Origin of the sequence: Aliamphritea ceti, assembly GCF_024347215.1 — a bacterium.
Lineage (GTDB): Bacteria > Pseudomonadota > Gammaproteobacteria > Pseudomonadales > Balneatricaceae > Amphritea > Amphritea ceti.
In genome coordinates this window covers 4,948,892-4,963,477 of sequence record NZ_AP025282.1, presented here as the reverse complement: position 1 = coordinate 4,963,477, position 14,586 = coordinate 4,948,892, and the positions used below count along the sequence as shown (strand labels likewise).

Below are 14,586 nucleotides of genomic sequence, written 5' to 3'. Positions count from 1 at the left end.
TAAAAGGAATAAGGTATGGATACTAAACATCAGAATTTAATGCACAGCACTATTGCTTCCTGGAATGAGGCCGCGCCACGGCACGCCAGGATTAATGACGCTTTGCAGCAGCAAGTAAAGTGCCCGGGCTTTAATAACCTGAATGCCGGTCTGCATAATTTACTCGCTAAAGAAGAATTGCAGGGTAAATCTGTTCTGCAGCTGTGCTGCAATAATGGTATTGATCTGCTGTCGGTTAAAAACATGGGAGCAGGACAGTGCGTCGGGATCGATGGTGCTGACAATTTTGTTGCCCAGGCTCGTCAGCTTGCATCCCTGGCAGGGCATGATGACATGACGTTTTATTGCCATAACGTTTATGCCATACCTGCAGAGCTACATAACCGTTTCGATATTGTGATGGTGACGGTTGGCGTACTTAACTGGATGCCGGATTTACCGGCTTTTGTTGCAGTATGTAACCAGTTGCTTAAGCCGGGCGGTAAATTGCTGGTCGAAGACATTCATCCGGTGCTGAATATGTATGATGAAGCTGAAGGTGGTGCTTTGGTGCAGTATTCGTACTTCAACCGGGAGCCTTTCGAGGATGATTCCGGGCTGGATTATTTTACCGGCGAGGCCTATAACGCAACACCCAATTATTGGTTTCAGCATACACTGGCAGATATTTTACAGGCAGCGCTGGGGCAGCAGTTACGATTGTGCTGGTTCGAAGAAGCGGCAGAAAATATTGGCAATTACTGTGCTGAATTAGAAGATACTCCGGCTAATCCGCCATTAGGTTTTGTGGCGAGCTGGCAAAAGCCTGACTGAACAGGGGAATGTGATGATCAAGCCGTTACCGGAACTGCAATTACCGCCGTGTGACCTGCAATTGGTACTTAAAGAGCGGGAAACAGTTCGTCAGCTGGATACAGAAAAAGGCCTGAATCTGGAGCAACTGGCAGCTTTGCTGTGGGCAGGGCAGGGGGAGCGTAAAACCCGTAGCGGTACTTCTAACGGTAAGCGTATGGCGCCCTCGGCAAACGGTTTATGTCCGTTATCCTTGCAGGTATATGTCCGTCATGTCCGGGGGCTGATACCGGGTGTTTATGGTTATAACGGTGCCAGCCACAGTCTGAATTTTCTTGATGAAGGTGAGCGTAGCGAACAGTTTGCTGCCGCAGCTATAGGTGAACAACCCTGGTTAGCGGATGCTGCCGCGGTAATTGTCGTGCTGGCGGATATTCAGAGCATGCGCCAGGCGTTTGCCGAGCAGGCGCCACGAGGTTGGCGCGGTGAGCGGTACGTGTACATGGAAACCGGTGCGGTGAGCCAGAATATTCATTTACAGGCAACGGCGTTGGGGCTGGGCATGACCCTGGTGGGCGGTTTTGATGACGTAGCAGTATGTCAGTTGTTACCGCAGTCAGGTTTACTGGAACCTACCGCACTACTTTGTGTAGGGCCCCGGGCCTAGTTTGACGCTACATGGCCTGACCCCGTCAGGCTTTAGGCTGATTAGGCACGCCTGTGCTGAAAAACGGGGTTTACCGGATATACAGATGTGTATCTACTTTTCTCTTGGTCATTGAATCCGGTAAAGTACCCGCCAGAAAAATAACATTAAGCACAAGGATCAATAATGCTTAGCAGGATTTTTAAGGACGATACCTTTCAGTTTGGCGCTGGCAATATCAGCGGCTATATCGCCTGTATGTTATCGGTACTTTCATTTCTGGGAGTGCTGGCGTTTCACTTCCCTGAATACCTGACCACGCCTGAATTACGACAGGCCTATGATGTCGCCTTCTTACGTGAGCTGATGTTCTGGTCAATGGTGCTGGCGGGCAGTCTGGGATTACTTAACTTTGTACGTAACCGGCAGAAACGTATGGGCGCGTTTGCCTGGGTATTTCTGATTCTGACGCTGTTACTGGGCGGCCACCGGGTTGAAGTTGGCGAGTTTGAGACGCCGGAGCTATATCTGGGAATGGACTGGTTCATTCTGGATCTGCTGGGCTCAACTTTAGTGTTTATCTTCATTGAAAAGCTGATTCCGCATAACCGGCAGCAAGCGGTGTTACGGCCTGAGTGGCAAGGTGATCTGAACCATTTCTTCGTTAATCATCTGATTGTGGGATTTGTGCTGCTGGTTACCAACCTGTTTGTACATAAAGCTTTTGGCTGGGCGGTGTTTGCAGAGGTACAGACTTTCATTGCCGACTTACCGCTGGCCGCACAGATTTTCCTGATTGTACTGGCAGCAGATTTGGTGCAATACAGCGCACACCGGGCATATCACGAAGTGCCTGTGCTGTGGCGTTTCCACTCAGTGCATCACAGCGCGAAGCATATGGATTGGCTGGCGGGTTCCCGGCAGCATATCTTTGAGCTGATAGCGACGCGTTGTCTGGTGCTAACACCTATTTTTGTATTGGGATTTTCCAAACAGGTAATCGATATTTACGTGATAATTGTTGGCTTACAGGCAGTATTTAATCACGCCAATGTGAACATTAAATTTGGCTGGCTGAAGTACATTATTGTTACGCCACAGTTCCATCACTGGCACCATTCTTCAGATGATGCCGCGATAGACCGTAATTATGCGGCGCATTTCTCATTTCTGGATTATCTGTTTGGAACGGCTGTCCGGGGACAGAAAGAATGGCCGGATGCATACGGTGTGGTTGGTGACTACGTGCCGGTAGGGATGTACCGTCAGCAGTTATTTCCTTTCCAGTCAGTCACCCGAATGGTGAAGGCTAAATTCCGCGCACGGGCCGAGCGGGATAAGGCCTGATAAGTTTAGCTGTATTCTTTACAGTGTAGAAATAGACCCGGTTAAGGGGCTTTTTTGTGCCGGAGGCTTGCTTGTCAGTGGATGCTATTATGCTGATATAGCAAAAAAATATTCGTATCTGTTATGTTTTTGTGCGTATACAGGCAAAGATTTTCAGCTTTTGCCAGTATCTTAGTAAGCTTGGTTAGTCGGGCTGATGTGGCCGGATTGTTTTATTTCGGTCTGCTTAAAAGCGCCAGTCAAAACCTGATACCGGTTGCAGGCCCCGCCTGAAACATATCGGTATAGACGCCTGAGCAGGAGGTGCAGTATGTTCGGTGATCGGCCGGTTAGCTTTCCCCAGCAAATAGACTTCTTGCTTGTGCCTGGTTTCTCGCTGTTTGGCTTAACCTCTATGCTTGATCCTCTGCGGCACGCCAATCGTACCAGTGAGCGCGAACTCTACCGCTGGCGACTGATCAGTGAGCAGGGAGGGCTGATTAGCAGCAGTGATGGCATTGAGATTATGAGCCAGCACAGCATCAAAAACGCCGGTAAGCTGCAGATGGTCATTGTCTGTGCCGGTGATAATCCTGAACATCATATTACCTCTGGAATCCTCAGTTTTATTCGTCAGCTGGCAAGCCATGGGGCAGAAATTGGCAGTCAGGATACGGCAGCATACATCGTTGCAGCTGCCGGGGTGCTGGATGGCTACCGGACAACCATGCATTGGGAAAATCTGCCGGTGGCAATGGCTACCTATCCACGGGTTTCCTGGGTACAGGAATTGCTGGTGGTCGACGGTAAACGGTTTTCCTGTAGTGGTGCATTGTCGGGGCTGGAGATGATGTTACATCTGATCCGCACGCAGCATGGCAACGGTCTGGCAGTAACAGTGGCTGATGAGCTGATTGTTACCCATGAGCGGCACCATTCTGATCCTCAGCGGGCTTCACTGCAAAAACGACTTGATAGCCGTAATCCCCGTTTGGCTGATGCCGTCCAGTTGATGGAAAACAATATTGAAGAGCCTTTAAGTATGAGCGAGATAGCGGTTCATCTGGGCATTTCTAACCGTGAACTGGAACGATTGTTTAAGCATTATCTGCAACAGACACCAGGTACCTATTACCGGACATTACGGTTGAATCAGGCCCGCTGGATGCTACAGCAGACCAGCCACAGCGTGACGGATGTCGCGGTGGCATGTGGTTTCAGCTCCGTTGCACACTTCAGCCGCTGCTATCAGCGGTACTTCAATGTTAAGCCCAGTCATGAGCGTTAGCTGCAAATAGGTACTTTTTCGACAATCTCTTCGATTTTTATCAACAGATAGTCGTTTTTTCTGAAAACCTCACCCGCCGCCTTGGTTACTTTATCAGGCAGATAATAACAATAAGCTTGCTGCTTCCGGAGAAGAAATCTTCATTCCGGTAGCTGCTGTTTGCGGGGCAGATCTATGACAACGACATCTCAGCAACGGGTATTTGTAACAGCTGCCGCCCAGGGCATTGGCCGGGCGATAGCCAGGGCCTTTATTGCCAGCGGTGCCCGGGTACATATTTGTGATATTGATCAGGACGCGCTGAACGCGATGGCAGCAGAGTCAGACCAGATCAGCTGTAGCCTCACCGATGTCGGTAATGAAGCTGAGGTTGAAGCGTTCTTCCGTGACGGCCTGGAGCAATTAGGTGGCATTGATGTACTGGTGAATAATGCCGGGATCGGTGGTCCTGCCGGAGTCCTGGAGTCACTGGATTCAGATGCCTGGCAGGAAACTGTACAGATTAACCTTAATGCGACTTTTTACGCCTGCAAGCAAGCCCTGCCATTAATGAAACAACAGCAGTCCGGGGCAATTATCAATCTTTCTTCTACAGCCGGCATTATGGGTTATCCACTGCGTACGCCTTATGCGGCGGCGAAATGGGCGGTTACCGGGCTGACAAAATCACTGGCGATGGAATGCGGCGCTGACAATATCCGGGTGAATGCGATATGCCCCGGAGCGGTTTCCGGTGAGCGTATGGACCGGGTAATTGCCAATGAAGCCCGGGCGCGTAACAGCTCAGAAGCGGATGTCAGAAAGGCTTACGTCAGCCAGTGTTCAATGCAAACCTTCGTTGCTCCTGAAGATATCGCCGCGATGGCTGTGTTTCTGGCATCTGACGGTGGCAGCAAAGTCTCCGGTCAGGTCATTAGCGTAGATGGTGATACCCATACGCTGGCTTAAATAAACGCCTGAGCTTTTTAAATCAGATTCGGAAAAATGCCTGCCTGACTCGATTGTTTGAGCCTCTCGGGTTAGCGAGTTTTGCCGGCGCAAGCCGGCCTTTTTCCATACCTGCCTTCTTTGCAGAAGGTTTATTCATCTACAAAAATAACAAGATGGAGGATGCGTTATGTCGCAAGACTCACGCAGTCCGGCACCGGAAAACTCGGTGTTTCGGGCAGATATGCTGGCCCAGTCCGGGCTATTTAAGGATATGCACAAAGGAATGACCATTACCTCTGCGGCGCTGGTCATGCTGTTTGTGTTATTTACAGCAACCAATACAGATCTCGCCGGAACAGTATTCGGCAGCGCCCGTAGCTGGATTGAATCCACATTTGGCTGGTACTACCTGGTCACCGTGGTATTTCTGATCGCAGTTTGTTTTTACATTGTTGTCAGCCCGTTCGGAAAAATTCGGTTGGGTGACGATGATAGTCGCCCTGAATTCAGCAACTTTGCCTGGTTCTCTATGCTGTTTTCGGCCGGTATCGGCATAGGTATTCTGTTTTTTGGTGTGGCGGAACCTATTTTTTATCTGGATAACAGCGGTGGCTTTGGTTACCCGAATAATCCTTATGCAGATATGGAAGGTGCCACTGCACTTAGTTATGAGCGGGCAGTAGATGCTTTGCGGGTAACATTTTTCCACTGGGGGTTTCATGGCTGGGCGGTATACGTGATTGTGGGTATGTCGCTGGCGTACTTTGCATACCGTAAGAAGCTGCCGCTGGCACTGCGTTCGTCACTGTATCCGTTCATTGGTGACCGTATTTATGGTCCGATAGGGCACGTTGTGGATATCTTCGGTGTACTTGGTTGCGTGTTTGGTGTTGCGACCTCTTTGGGCCTTGGCGTTAGCCAGATGTCTGTCGGGCTTGAACGTCTGATTGGCACTGACCCGGGAATTACGACGCAACTGGTGCTGATATCTCTGATCACTGTGGTATCGATTTTGTCGGCAGTATCCGGTGTAAATAAGGGTATCAAGATTATTTCTGAACTGAATATTCTGGTATCAATTCTGGTTGTCGCTTTCTTCCTGTTTGGCGGACCAACCGCCTGGTTACTGGGAATCTTTGGCGATTCTATCGTCGATTATCTGGGTAGCTTCGTACAGATGGGGTTGTGGTTCCCAGAAGAAGAAGGCCCGGCTAAGTGGCAGAACGGCTGGACTGTTTTCTACTGGGGCTGGTGGTTAGCATGGGCACCTTTCATTGGTCTGTTCATTGCCCGTATTTCTAAAGGCCGTACGCTGCGCGAATTTGTCATCGGTGTATTGCTGGTACCGACCATTATCATCTTTGTCTGGCTGGGTATCTTTGGCGGTACAGCGCTGTATCAGGAGCTGTATGCCGAAGCGGGTGTAGGCACCGCGGGAATTATTGATCTGGTCATGGCCTGGAATCTGCCAGCGGCATTGTTTGCCAGCTCTGACGGTATTGCCGGTACAGGTGCGATGGGCTGGATTCTGTCCGCGCTGATGGTGTTCCTGTTAATGAGTTGGTTTGTGACGTCCTCAGATTCCAGCACCCTGGTGCTGACGACTATTCTGTCTTTCGGTAATGAGAGCCCGCCGAATATCTTCCGGGTATTCTGGGGCATCATTATTGGTTTTGTAGCTGCTGCACTATTAGTGGCAGGTGGCCTTAGTGCTTTGCAAACGGCCAATATTGCGGCGGCACTGCCGCTCAGTGTGGTGATCATCCTGATGACGCTGGGTGTGCTGAAATCCCTGTTTATGGAAAGGAAACAGGCGAGTGAAGGCACTGCGGTTTCACAGGAAAACTGATCGTTAAATCTCTGTTACACAGAAAAGGAGCATCTCAGATGCTCCCTTTTTTATGGGTCGCTTTTATGAAGAGTGATATGTTTTCACGGGCTTCAGTGGCAAACTGAGGCATTGTTTGCCGGTTCGGATGAAAGCCGGGCTGAGCATTACTAAGCTAACAGATATATCAGTAAACAGGAGATGAATGATGGCAATGTCGGAAGCCTATGATGAAGCACAGATTGAGTTGGCACTGAATACTCTGAATGATGGACTGGAGTCCCCCTGGGAGCGACGTGGCGATACGATTTTTAAGCAGTTTAAGTTTCGTAGCTTTGTACGGGCCTTTGGGTTTATGAGTTCGGTGGCGATTATTTGCGATAAGCAGAATCATCATCCTGAGTGGTTTAATTGTTATAACAAGGTGGATATAACGCTGACATCGCATGATGTTGGTGGTTTGAGTGAGAGGGATTTTAAACTGGCTACTTCGGTTGAGAAGTTATTGGTTTAGATGGGGGGTTGATGGTTCGGCACTTGTCGTTGTTAGTGTGCTGATTGTTATTTTCGGATGGTCTTTTTCGCTTACGCGAGTCAGAAGGTTTAAACGACTAAAGTTTGTTCGGCTTCGCCGGGTGTTTTGAATGTTTGGTGTTTGGTGTTTGGTGTTTGGTGTTTGGTGTTTGGTGTCTATCGCCATTATGGTGCTGAATTTTTTCTTAGGATGATCTTTTTCGACTTCGTCGCCTCAAGACTTTTATAACAGCACAAAAGTCTTAAGAATCTAAACGCTGCCCCAATGCTTGCCCGGCTTTGCCGGGTACCTTGCGCGTTTCGCTATTGAATGGCATCGCAAAAACTCAGTCGTTCCACTCCTTCAAACAGTTTGCGCTACTGATCATTCAATAGCTGTAATGCTCAGCTGCGCATAAGGGGAAGATGGGTGCCAACTGCAGATAAAGTGTTTAGAAAAGGACGAATCTGATCTCAGATCTTGCTCCAATCCTCGTTTCGGAAACACTAATGGCTGCTGCCAATTCCTCCTTCCTAGGTAGATTGATGAAGTACATCTCTTCAAAGCTAACAGTGCTGGCATTTTGCTGAGCGTCATTCCTGATACATGTCTGAAGTCGATATACAGAGGGTGCGGCTGTGGCTGTATAAGCCGGTCTGTCATATCTGGGGTGTGAGATTTATTTAGTACAAATTAACCGAAATCAATGATCCTGCTGCCCGAGTCATTATTCTGTGCTTATTATTTTTCATTTATTTATATCTGTGCCTTATTAATGGAAAGCGTAGTAAGTGAACATTTGAGTAGTACTGTTTTTCTCTCGCCCTTTAATGATGCCGATGGAGTATTCCGTTATGGCTGATAATCACGTGGTCACAAGTAGAGATGTTCTGGGGGAAGTTCCGCCAGTTAATTTTCTGCCGAAACCAAACAGAATTCCGGGTAATGGAGCCGTATGGGTTGGTATTTACGCCGAAATGACAGAATTCGCTCTGATGTTTCTGGTTTACTTTATTGCCAAAGTATTTCATCAGGAGGTATTTAATCAGGGGCCTCTGCAACTCAATACTCTGGCAGGCACCCTGAACACTCTGGCGTTGTTAACGAGCAGTTATTGTGTGGCGAAAGCGGTTACCAGTGTTCGGATGAACCGGATCATAACGGCGATCCGCTGGCTTTGGGGCACCATCATCTGTGCGGTTTTCTATCTGGTGGTCAAAACCTGGGAGTACTACTGGAATATTGAGCAGGGGATTGGGATTGAAACAAACCTGTTTTTTACTGTGTATTACTACATGACCTTCAATCACTTCCTGCATGTAGGCTGGGGTGGCGGTGCAATCCTCTGGGCGATTTACAGGCTTAAGTGCGGTGCTTATACCGCTGATAATCATGATGGCCTGGAAGCCATCGCCTGCTACTGGCACATGATCGATCTGGTCTGGATTATTATCTTTCCGCTGCTTTATGTTCTGAGGTAATGGCAATGTTTACTGTACTTAATTACCGGTTCAAAAATTATGTATGGCTGGTTCTGATCACACTGACCCTCGGCAGCGCAGTAATTGCGGAATCTGCCGAACCGAGTCTGATTATATCTCTGGCCGTTGCCGTGACCATTGGAGTTAAAGGCTGGCTTGTGATTGATTATTTTATGGAATTGCGGAATGCCCACCCGTATTTTCGGTTTGCGATGAATCTTTATTTTGTGATCCTGCCACTTATGATTCTGATGGTATATCTCTTCCCGGAAGGTATTGCGAATCTGGTGGATCTGGAGAAATAGAGCAAGCAGAGGTAAACGGCAGGCGCCTATATACTTGCCTTTTTCCTGCGTTTTCGGTTGAGTAATTTTCTCTATTCTGTCGGTATTAGCGTACTGAGATTTTAACTTTGGATGATCTTTTTCGCTAACGCGAGTCAAGACCTTTAAACGGCTAAAGCTCGTCGGCTTCGCCGGGTATTTTGAGTGTTTGGTGTTTATCGTTATTAGTGTGCTGAATTTTTTCTTTAGATGATCTTTTCGCTAACGCGAGTCAAGACCTTTAAACGGCTAAAGGTCTTAACAATCTAAAGGCCGCCCCAATGCTTGCCCGGCTTCGCCGGGTACCTTGTGCGTTTCGGACTTAAATGGCACAACAAAAACTCGACCGCTACGCGCTCTCAAACAGTTTGTTGTGCTAGTCATTCAAGCCCTGCAATGCTCAGCGACACATAAGGGGAAGATGGGTGCCAACTGCAGGTGAGGTACATAGAAAAGGCAAAAGGAAAGACCTGACCCTTTGTCTCTCTTTGTCTCTTGCCTTTAACAAAGATCTTTCTTTTCCAAATTAAGTGTATTTTGCCACTATGTCCTTTAAATCATCCAACTCATAAGGAGGGACTCTGGTATGAGCTATTCTATGGCATGTTGGACAAAGTGAAATTAAGTCTTCAATTTTAGTTTTACGCTTTCCTAGTGCAATAGGCTCCAGATGATGGCAGTCAATTACGTACTTATTATTAACGAAATATTTGTTACTACAAGATTGGCATGTGTAGTTATCTTTTTTCTTTCTCGAATCAGCTAATTTTTTATCTCTTTTTGAAGTCATACGAGATGAATCTTTTTTATACCCCTCTTCAGCTTCGGCTGAATCAGGGTCTAAAAATACGGGCTTTTGTTTTCCTTTATTCTCTAGATAAATACGCTCGAAGCCACCATTTCCTTTACCAACAAAAGTGGTCCAATTTTCGGTAGTGTTAATAGCCAGTTTTATATCTTTAAGAAAAATCCTGTAACGGGGATATTTCTTTCCCTGACGCTCAGTAAATTCTTCTGCATTTTTTCCGACAAACTCACCAATATAAACATCATTACCATTGTTTGTTTCATGAAATACCAATACGTAATCATCGATTCTATCTTTTGATACAACCCAACAACCGGTTGAAGATATTCCATTGACGTCAATATAAAAGTTATGTCCCTTAGTTTTAACTGCTACAGCAGTTGAACCCGCAGGTAATATGTCTAAATATGAATCCATCACAACTCTCTATGAATACACTTAACGATTTAATATTGTGCCCTAGCAAGGTAATGACGCTTGCAAGCTTTGATTCCTTGTAAGGCTTGTGATTTTTGGATGAAAAGTAGAGCAAGACATTTCGGGTAGGGTAAGCGAAGTATTCATCCTGAATATTGCTTTGAAGTACCTGGCTTTCACGTTAAAAAACGTTAATCCTAAAATGCCTTACGGGTACTTCAGTTCATCCCATCTGATTCTGACTATACGTAGCAAAGCGTTTGAAATCCATAGATTAAAATCAATCTAAGCTGGTTGGCACGGCCTTATAATCCCCTTCTGCGAAGCTGAGCATCGCAGTTTTAAAATGGAATAATGCGAGGACTGTCTGAGGGCGCGAAGCGGCCGAGTTCCGCAGCATCCATTTTAAAATGAGAAGCGCAGGGAATCCGGCGAAGCCGGACAAGCGGTGGGGCGGCGTTTAGATTCTTAAGACTTTTGCGCCGTTATAAAAGTCTTGAGTCGCGTAAGCGAAAAGATCATCAGAAACTTCAAACGGCAGACAAATAAAACAGTGAGCCTAAATCTCCGGTCCACTGCATAAAACCATTTACCGCTTCAGCGGCACTGAAAGATAAACCCCAAACTCCTCCCCAATATCACAACTAACCCGAGCATGAACCCGCCCCTGCCGATCCTGAAAACGCTGTTTGTCTTCCACCGGGAAAATACCCTCATGCCAGATATTCGGATGGATATATAACCCACGACTGCCGTCACACCAGAAGGCGACAACCTTCTCAGGTGTGAGGTCATCGCCGGGTAAAGCAACCGGTACGACGAAGGGTTTGTTATCCAGTGGGTAGAACATTTGGCCGCCGTCTGGGTGGTAGTTCATGTGCCAGAGCAGCACCTGATCTCTTGGTACGCTTGGGGTTTCGCTCTGTGCCTGTTGTGGATCACAGGACCAGCCAAGTACATATTCGCCATTCACTGCTTCGTTGCTGCCGTGCAGAATGTCGCCGCGCCATTCACCGTAAAAAACACCTTCTACCCAGCCAGCTTCATCGCCGGTGCCTTCGTCGACAGGGCGCCAGCCCTGTGCTGGCCAGCGCGCAATTTCAATCTCAAAGGTATCCGGATCATCGACCAGGCAGCCGTAACCTTTTACGGATTCTTCCGTGGCAACAATCAGTGGCACCTGATGCAGCGGACGGGTTGGTTTCTCGTTGGCTTCAAAGATATAGTTTGGCGCAGAGGTATTGTTCATTATTTGACTGCTCTTGAATGCTGGTGTGTGTGATCTGTTGTCATAAAGTTATGGTCTATTTATGCCGCAGTGAGCTATTCGTGGTCAAAACAATGCGATTAACAAATTTATAAATTCTTTTGTGGGTTATCTGATGACACATGCACAGCTAAAAGCTTTTCATGCACTCGCTCTGAGTGGTTCAGTGCAGGATGCTGCTGAGCGTCTGAGTCTGACCCAGCCGGCAGTAAGTGTGCAGCTAAAAGCGCTGGAAGCGGACAGCCAGAAAGTGCTGTTTCGTAAGGTTGGCCACCGGCTTGAATTATCTGCTGAAGGGCAGACGTTATTTGAAATTACCCGGCAGATGTTCCGTGCTGAGGCGGAGGCACGACAGTTGTTATCGCCGGATACTCAGCATACTGGCAGTTTGGTAATCGGTGCTGACGGCCCACATGTTGCGCTGGATCTGATAGCTGAGTTTCGTCGCAGACATCCTGAAGTCCGGGTTGAAACGCTGTTCGCTAATGCTGAGCATACCTGGCTGAACCTGTTGAATCTGAAAGTGGATGTAGCGGTGCTGGCGGGTTCGCCGGAGCACCAGCGGGTGCATAAACAGCTGGCGGCCCGGCAGAGCCTAATGGCTTTATTACCCGCTGGACATGGTTTGGCAAATGAAGCAGAGCTAACGCTGGAGCAGCTCAGTGAAGAAGTGCTTATTTTTCGCGAGCAGGGCTCGAATACCCAGCAGAAGCTGGAAACGGCGTTGGCGGAGCGCCAGTTGAATGTTCAGCCGGCGCTGGTCATGGGCAGTCGCGAGGCGGTGTTCGAAGCGGTCGCCCGCAATATGGGGGTGGGCTTTCTGTATAACCGGGAAGTAAATCAGGATCCACGGATCTGTGCGGTTCCTGTTACCGGTATGCAGGAGGTTAACTGGGATGAGGTGGTGTGTCTGAAAAATGGCCGCCAGAATCCCCATGTGGCGGCATTTTTTGACTGTATTCAGCTTAGTTCGAATGATTAGCCGGGCAGTCACTTTAGCTGTACTGAATTAACATCAGTTCTGCCCGGTTAGCTGAGTGTTACGCTTGATCTGGTTTATCTTTCAGGTCAGAGACCAGATCATCGATAGCATCATGTTCATGCAGGGCTTCCATAACGTCTGAAGCACTTTCCGGGACGGCTTCAACAGCTGCTGCGGCAACATCCACTGCCTGATCCGGCGCTTTTTCGGCAATCATCGATACCATGTCGGTAATGTTTTGCTCACTTTCATCCGCTAAACGATCTGCGTAACGCATATCCTCCAGGTTGTCGGATACATTGCTGAGGTAAGCTTCGGCAATTTCAACCACCGCTTCAGGGTTATCGTCTACCAGTACCGCTTCAGTGGCTGCTTCAATGATATCGAGGCTTTGTTCCGGTGATGCTTCTGCCATTGAGGCTGCCAGTTCCGGAATATCTTCAGACTCAGCTTCTTCAAAGACTGCGCTAACCAGTTCAGCAGGGGCCTCTGTAGAGGCGGCTATGATGCTTTGTGCCAACTCTGTGTCCTGACTTGGTGTTAGCTCGTTAAGGCGGTTATACAGTTCGGTAACGTCCATGCCGTCGATGGCTGCCACTGCTCCGGCAACTTCGTTGACCTGCTCCGGATTAGCTTTAGCAATCAGCATTACCATGTCGATTGCCAGTTCCGGATGATGGGTAGCCATATCCACAGCGGTTTGAGCGGCAGGGCTTAGTTCCGGAATGGTGTCGGTGTATTCGGTTCGTGGATCAAGTTCCGCACTGACGATACCTGATGCACCCTGAGCAACAAAAGCTTCCTGTTGCTCAATAGGAATGGAAACCCGCATTTTGGTGCGGTAGAAAATGAATATGACGAATATGGCGTGCATGACTGCGAGCATTGCGAAGAATGAGTTATCGCCGAATTTCTCCATCATGAAGCCAGCAAGAATCGGCCCGATTACACCGCCAGCGGCATAGAGAATCATCATCGAGCCCATTGCGGCGCTCATCTGATTTTGTTGCAAACGGTCAAAGCTTTCCGAAACACCCAGAGGATAAAGTGTGGCCATGATGCCGCTGCTCAGAGCGACCAATAGTAAGGTACAGATAAACCAGTCCAGTTCGACACTGAATGGCACCAGAGACACTGCGACCATGGATATCAGGGTGCAATACATTATAACGGAGCGTCGGTTAAAGCGGTCTGCCAGATAGCCAATCGGAAACTGCAGAATAAAACCACCCAGAATTGCCGCACCGAACAGTAGTGAGACGTCGACGCCGGTTATGCCTTTGTTTTTTGCATATACCGCCAGTAAGGCCAGAACTGAGCCAAGCAGCAAGCCGCACATTAATACTGAGGTCACGCCGGCAGGCGATATTTTCGCCAGCTGTATCATCGGCATGCGTGGCGAGTCGTCGATGTCCGGTACAGGTACCTTGCTGAGTGCAATAGGTATTACCCCGGCACAGAACATCAGGCCGCCAATAATGTATAAGGTCGCTTCGTTAACCGGAGCAAGGTTGACCAGAAAGGAGCCGAGGAACATTGCCGACAGCATGACGACCTGGTTGATCGATAAGATTCGTGAGCGGGTCTCATTGGTGGCGCGTTCACTCAACCAGCCATCAGCAACAATGTTGGTCGCTGCGATGCTGAAACCAATAAGTATACGCATGACTGCCCATAACCATTCGTTCAGCCAGAGATAACAGACCAGGATACTGATAGCACCGATAGCAGCACTGGCGGTATATAAACGAATATGTCCGACCCGGACCATTAATCGGCGGGCGTACAATCCACCGAGCAATAAGCCTACCGAAAACATGGCCATGACCAGACCGATATTATCGGCGCTGATGCCTTCAGAACTGAGACGGGAAGGCACCAGAATATTATTCAGGCCGTGTCCCAGATACATAATGAAACCGCTCAGAAACAGAGCGATCAGGGAGAGTAGCGTCGCCGTCATAGAGTGTGGTTCCTTAGGGCG

General features: G+C 48.4%; 13 protein-coding genes. 10 read left to right on the top strand and 3 right to left on the bottom strand.

Annotated features, from left to right (window positions below):
* The first annotated feature begins 15 nt into the window (after nucleotides 1–15).
* From OCU49_RS22545 to OCU49_RS22505, 9 genes are all read left to right on the top strand, one after another.
* Entirely contained in the window at nucleotides 16–813 is a 798-nt protein-coding gene (locus OCU49_RS22545; protein ID WP_261842765.1) for a class I SAM-dependent methyltransferase, read from the top strand.
* 13 nt (nucleotides 814–826) lie between these two features.
* Nucleotides 827–1,459, top strand: coding sequence for a SagB family peptide dehydrogenase (locus OCU49_RS22540; protein WP_261842764.1), 633 nt, complete (start codon nucleotides 827–829; stop codon nucleotides 1,457–1,459).
* Nucleotides 1,460–1,624: 165 nt separating this feature from the next.
* Nucleotides 1,625–2,785 carry a sterol desaturase family protein gene (locus OCU49_RS22535; protein WP_261842763.1) on the top strand — a complete coding sequence of 387 codons (1,161 nt, stop codon included), beginning with the start codon at nucleotides 1,625–1,627 and terminating at the stop codon, nucleotides 2,783–2,785.
* Between the two features lie 310 nt (nucleotides 2,786–3,095).
* The gene (locus tag OCU49_RS22530; protein WP_261842762.1) at nucleotides 3,096–4,052 is read left to right on the top strand and encodes a GlxA family transcriptional regulator; all 957 of its coding nucleotides are present in this window, start codon (nucleotides 3,096–3,098) and stop codon (nucleotides 4,050–4,052) included.
* A gap of 174 nt (nucleotides 4,053–4,226) precedes the next feature.
* Nucleotides 4,227–5,000, top strand: coding sequence for an SDR family oxidoreductase (locus tag OCU49_RS22525; protein WP_261842761.1), 774 nt, complete (start codon nucleotides 4,227–4,229; stop codon nucleotides 4,998–5,000).
* A 169-nt stretch (nucleotides 5,001–5,169) separates the two neighbouring features.
* Entirely contained in the window at nucleotides 5,170–6,831 is a 1,662-nt protein-coding gene (locus OCU49_RS22520; RefSeq protein WP_261842760.1) for a BCCT family transporter, read from the top strand.
* 184 nt (nucleotides 6,832–7,015) lie between these two features.
* Nucleotides 7,016–7,324: a 4a-hydroxytetrahydrobiopterin dehydratase gene (locus OCU49_RS22515; RefSeq protein ID WP_261842759.1), complete on the top strand. Its 309-nt coding sequence runs from the start codon at nucleotides 7,016–7,018 to the stop codon at nucleotides 7,322–7,324.
* An 854-nt stretch (nucleotides 7,325–8,178) separates the two neighbouring features.
* The gene (locus OCU49_RS22510) at nucleotides 8,179–8,805 is read left to right on the top strand and encodes a cytochrome c oxidase subunit 3 family protein (protein ID WP_261842758.1); all 627 of its coding nucleotides are present in this window, start codon (nucleotides 8,179–8,181) and stop codon (nucleotides 8,803–8,805) included.
* Nucleotides 8,806–8,810: 5 nt separating this feature from the next.
* The gene (locus OCU49_RS22505; RefSeq protein ID WP_261842757.1) at nucleotides 8,811–9,110 is read left to right on the top strand and encodes a cytochrome C oxidase subunit IV family protein; all 300 of its coding nucleotides are present in this window, start codon (nucleotides 8,811–8,813) and stop codon (nucleotides 9,108–9,110) included.
* Nucleotides 9,111–9,654: 544 nt separating this feature from the next.
* On the opposite strand, the gene OCU49_RS22500 is transcribed toward OCU49_RS22505, so the two are convergent.
* Nucleotides 9,655–10,353: an HNH endonuclease gene (locus tag OCU49_RS22500; protein WP_261842756.1), complete on the bottom strand. Its 699-nt coding sequence runs from the start codon at nucleotides 10,351–10,353 to the stop codon at nucleotides 9,655–9,657.
* 589 nt (nucleotides 10,354–10,942) lie between these two features.
* Entirely contained in the window at nucleotides 10,943–11,602 is a 660-nt protein-coding gene (locus tag OCU49_RS22495; RefSeq protein WP_261842755.1) for an ureidoglycolate lyase, read from the bottom strand.
* Between the two features lie 133 nt (nucleotides 11,603–11,735).
* On the opposite strand from OCU49_RS22495, the gene OCU49_RS22490 reads away from it, so the two are divergent.
* Nucleotides 11,736–12,602 (top strand): LysR substrate-binding domain-containing protein, encoded by an 867-nt coding sequence (locus OCU49_RS22490; protein ID WP_261842754.1) that lies wholly within the window; start codon nucleotides 11,736–11,738, stop codon nucleotides 12,600–12,602.
* 58 nt (nucleotides 12,603–12,660) lie between these two features.
* Here OCU49_RS22490 and OCU49_RS22485 read toward each other — a convergent pair whose 3' ends face one another.
* Nucleotides 12,661–14,565, bottom strand: a complete 1,905-nt coding sequence (locus OCU49_RS22485) for an MFS transporter (RefSeq protein ID WP_261842753.1) — start codon at nucleotides 14,563–14,565, stop codon at nucleotides 12,661–12,663.
* Nucleotides 14,566–14,586 lie beyond the last annotated feature (21 nt).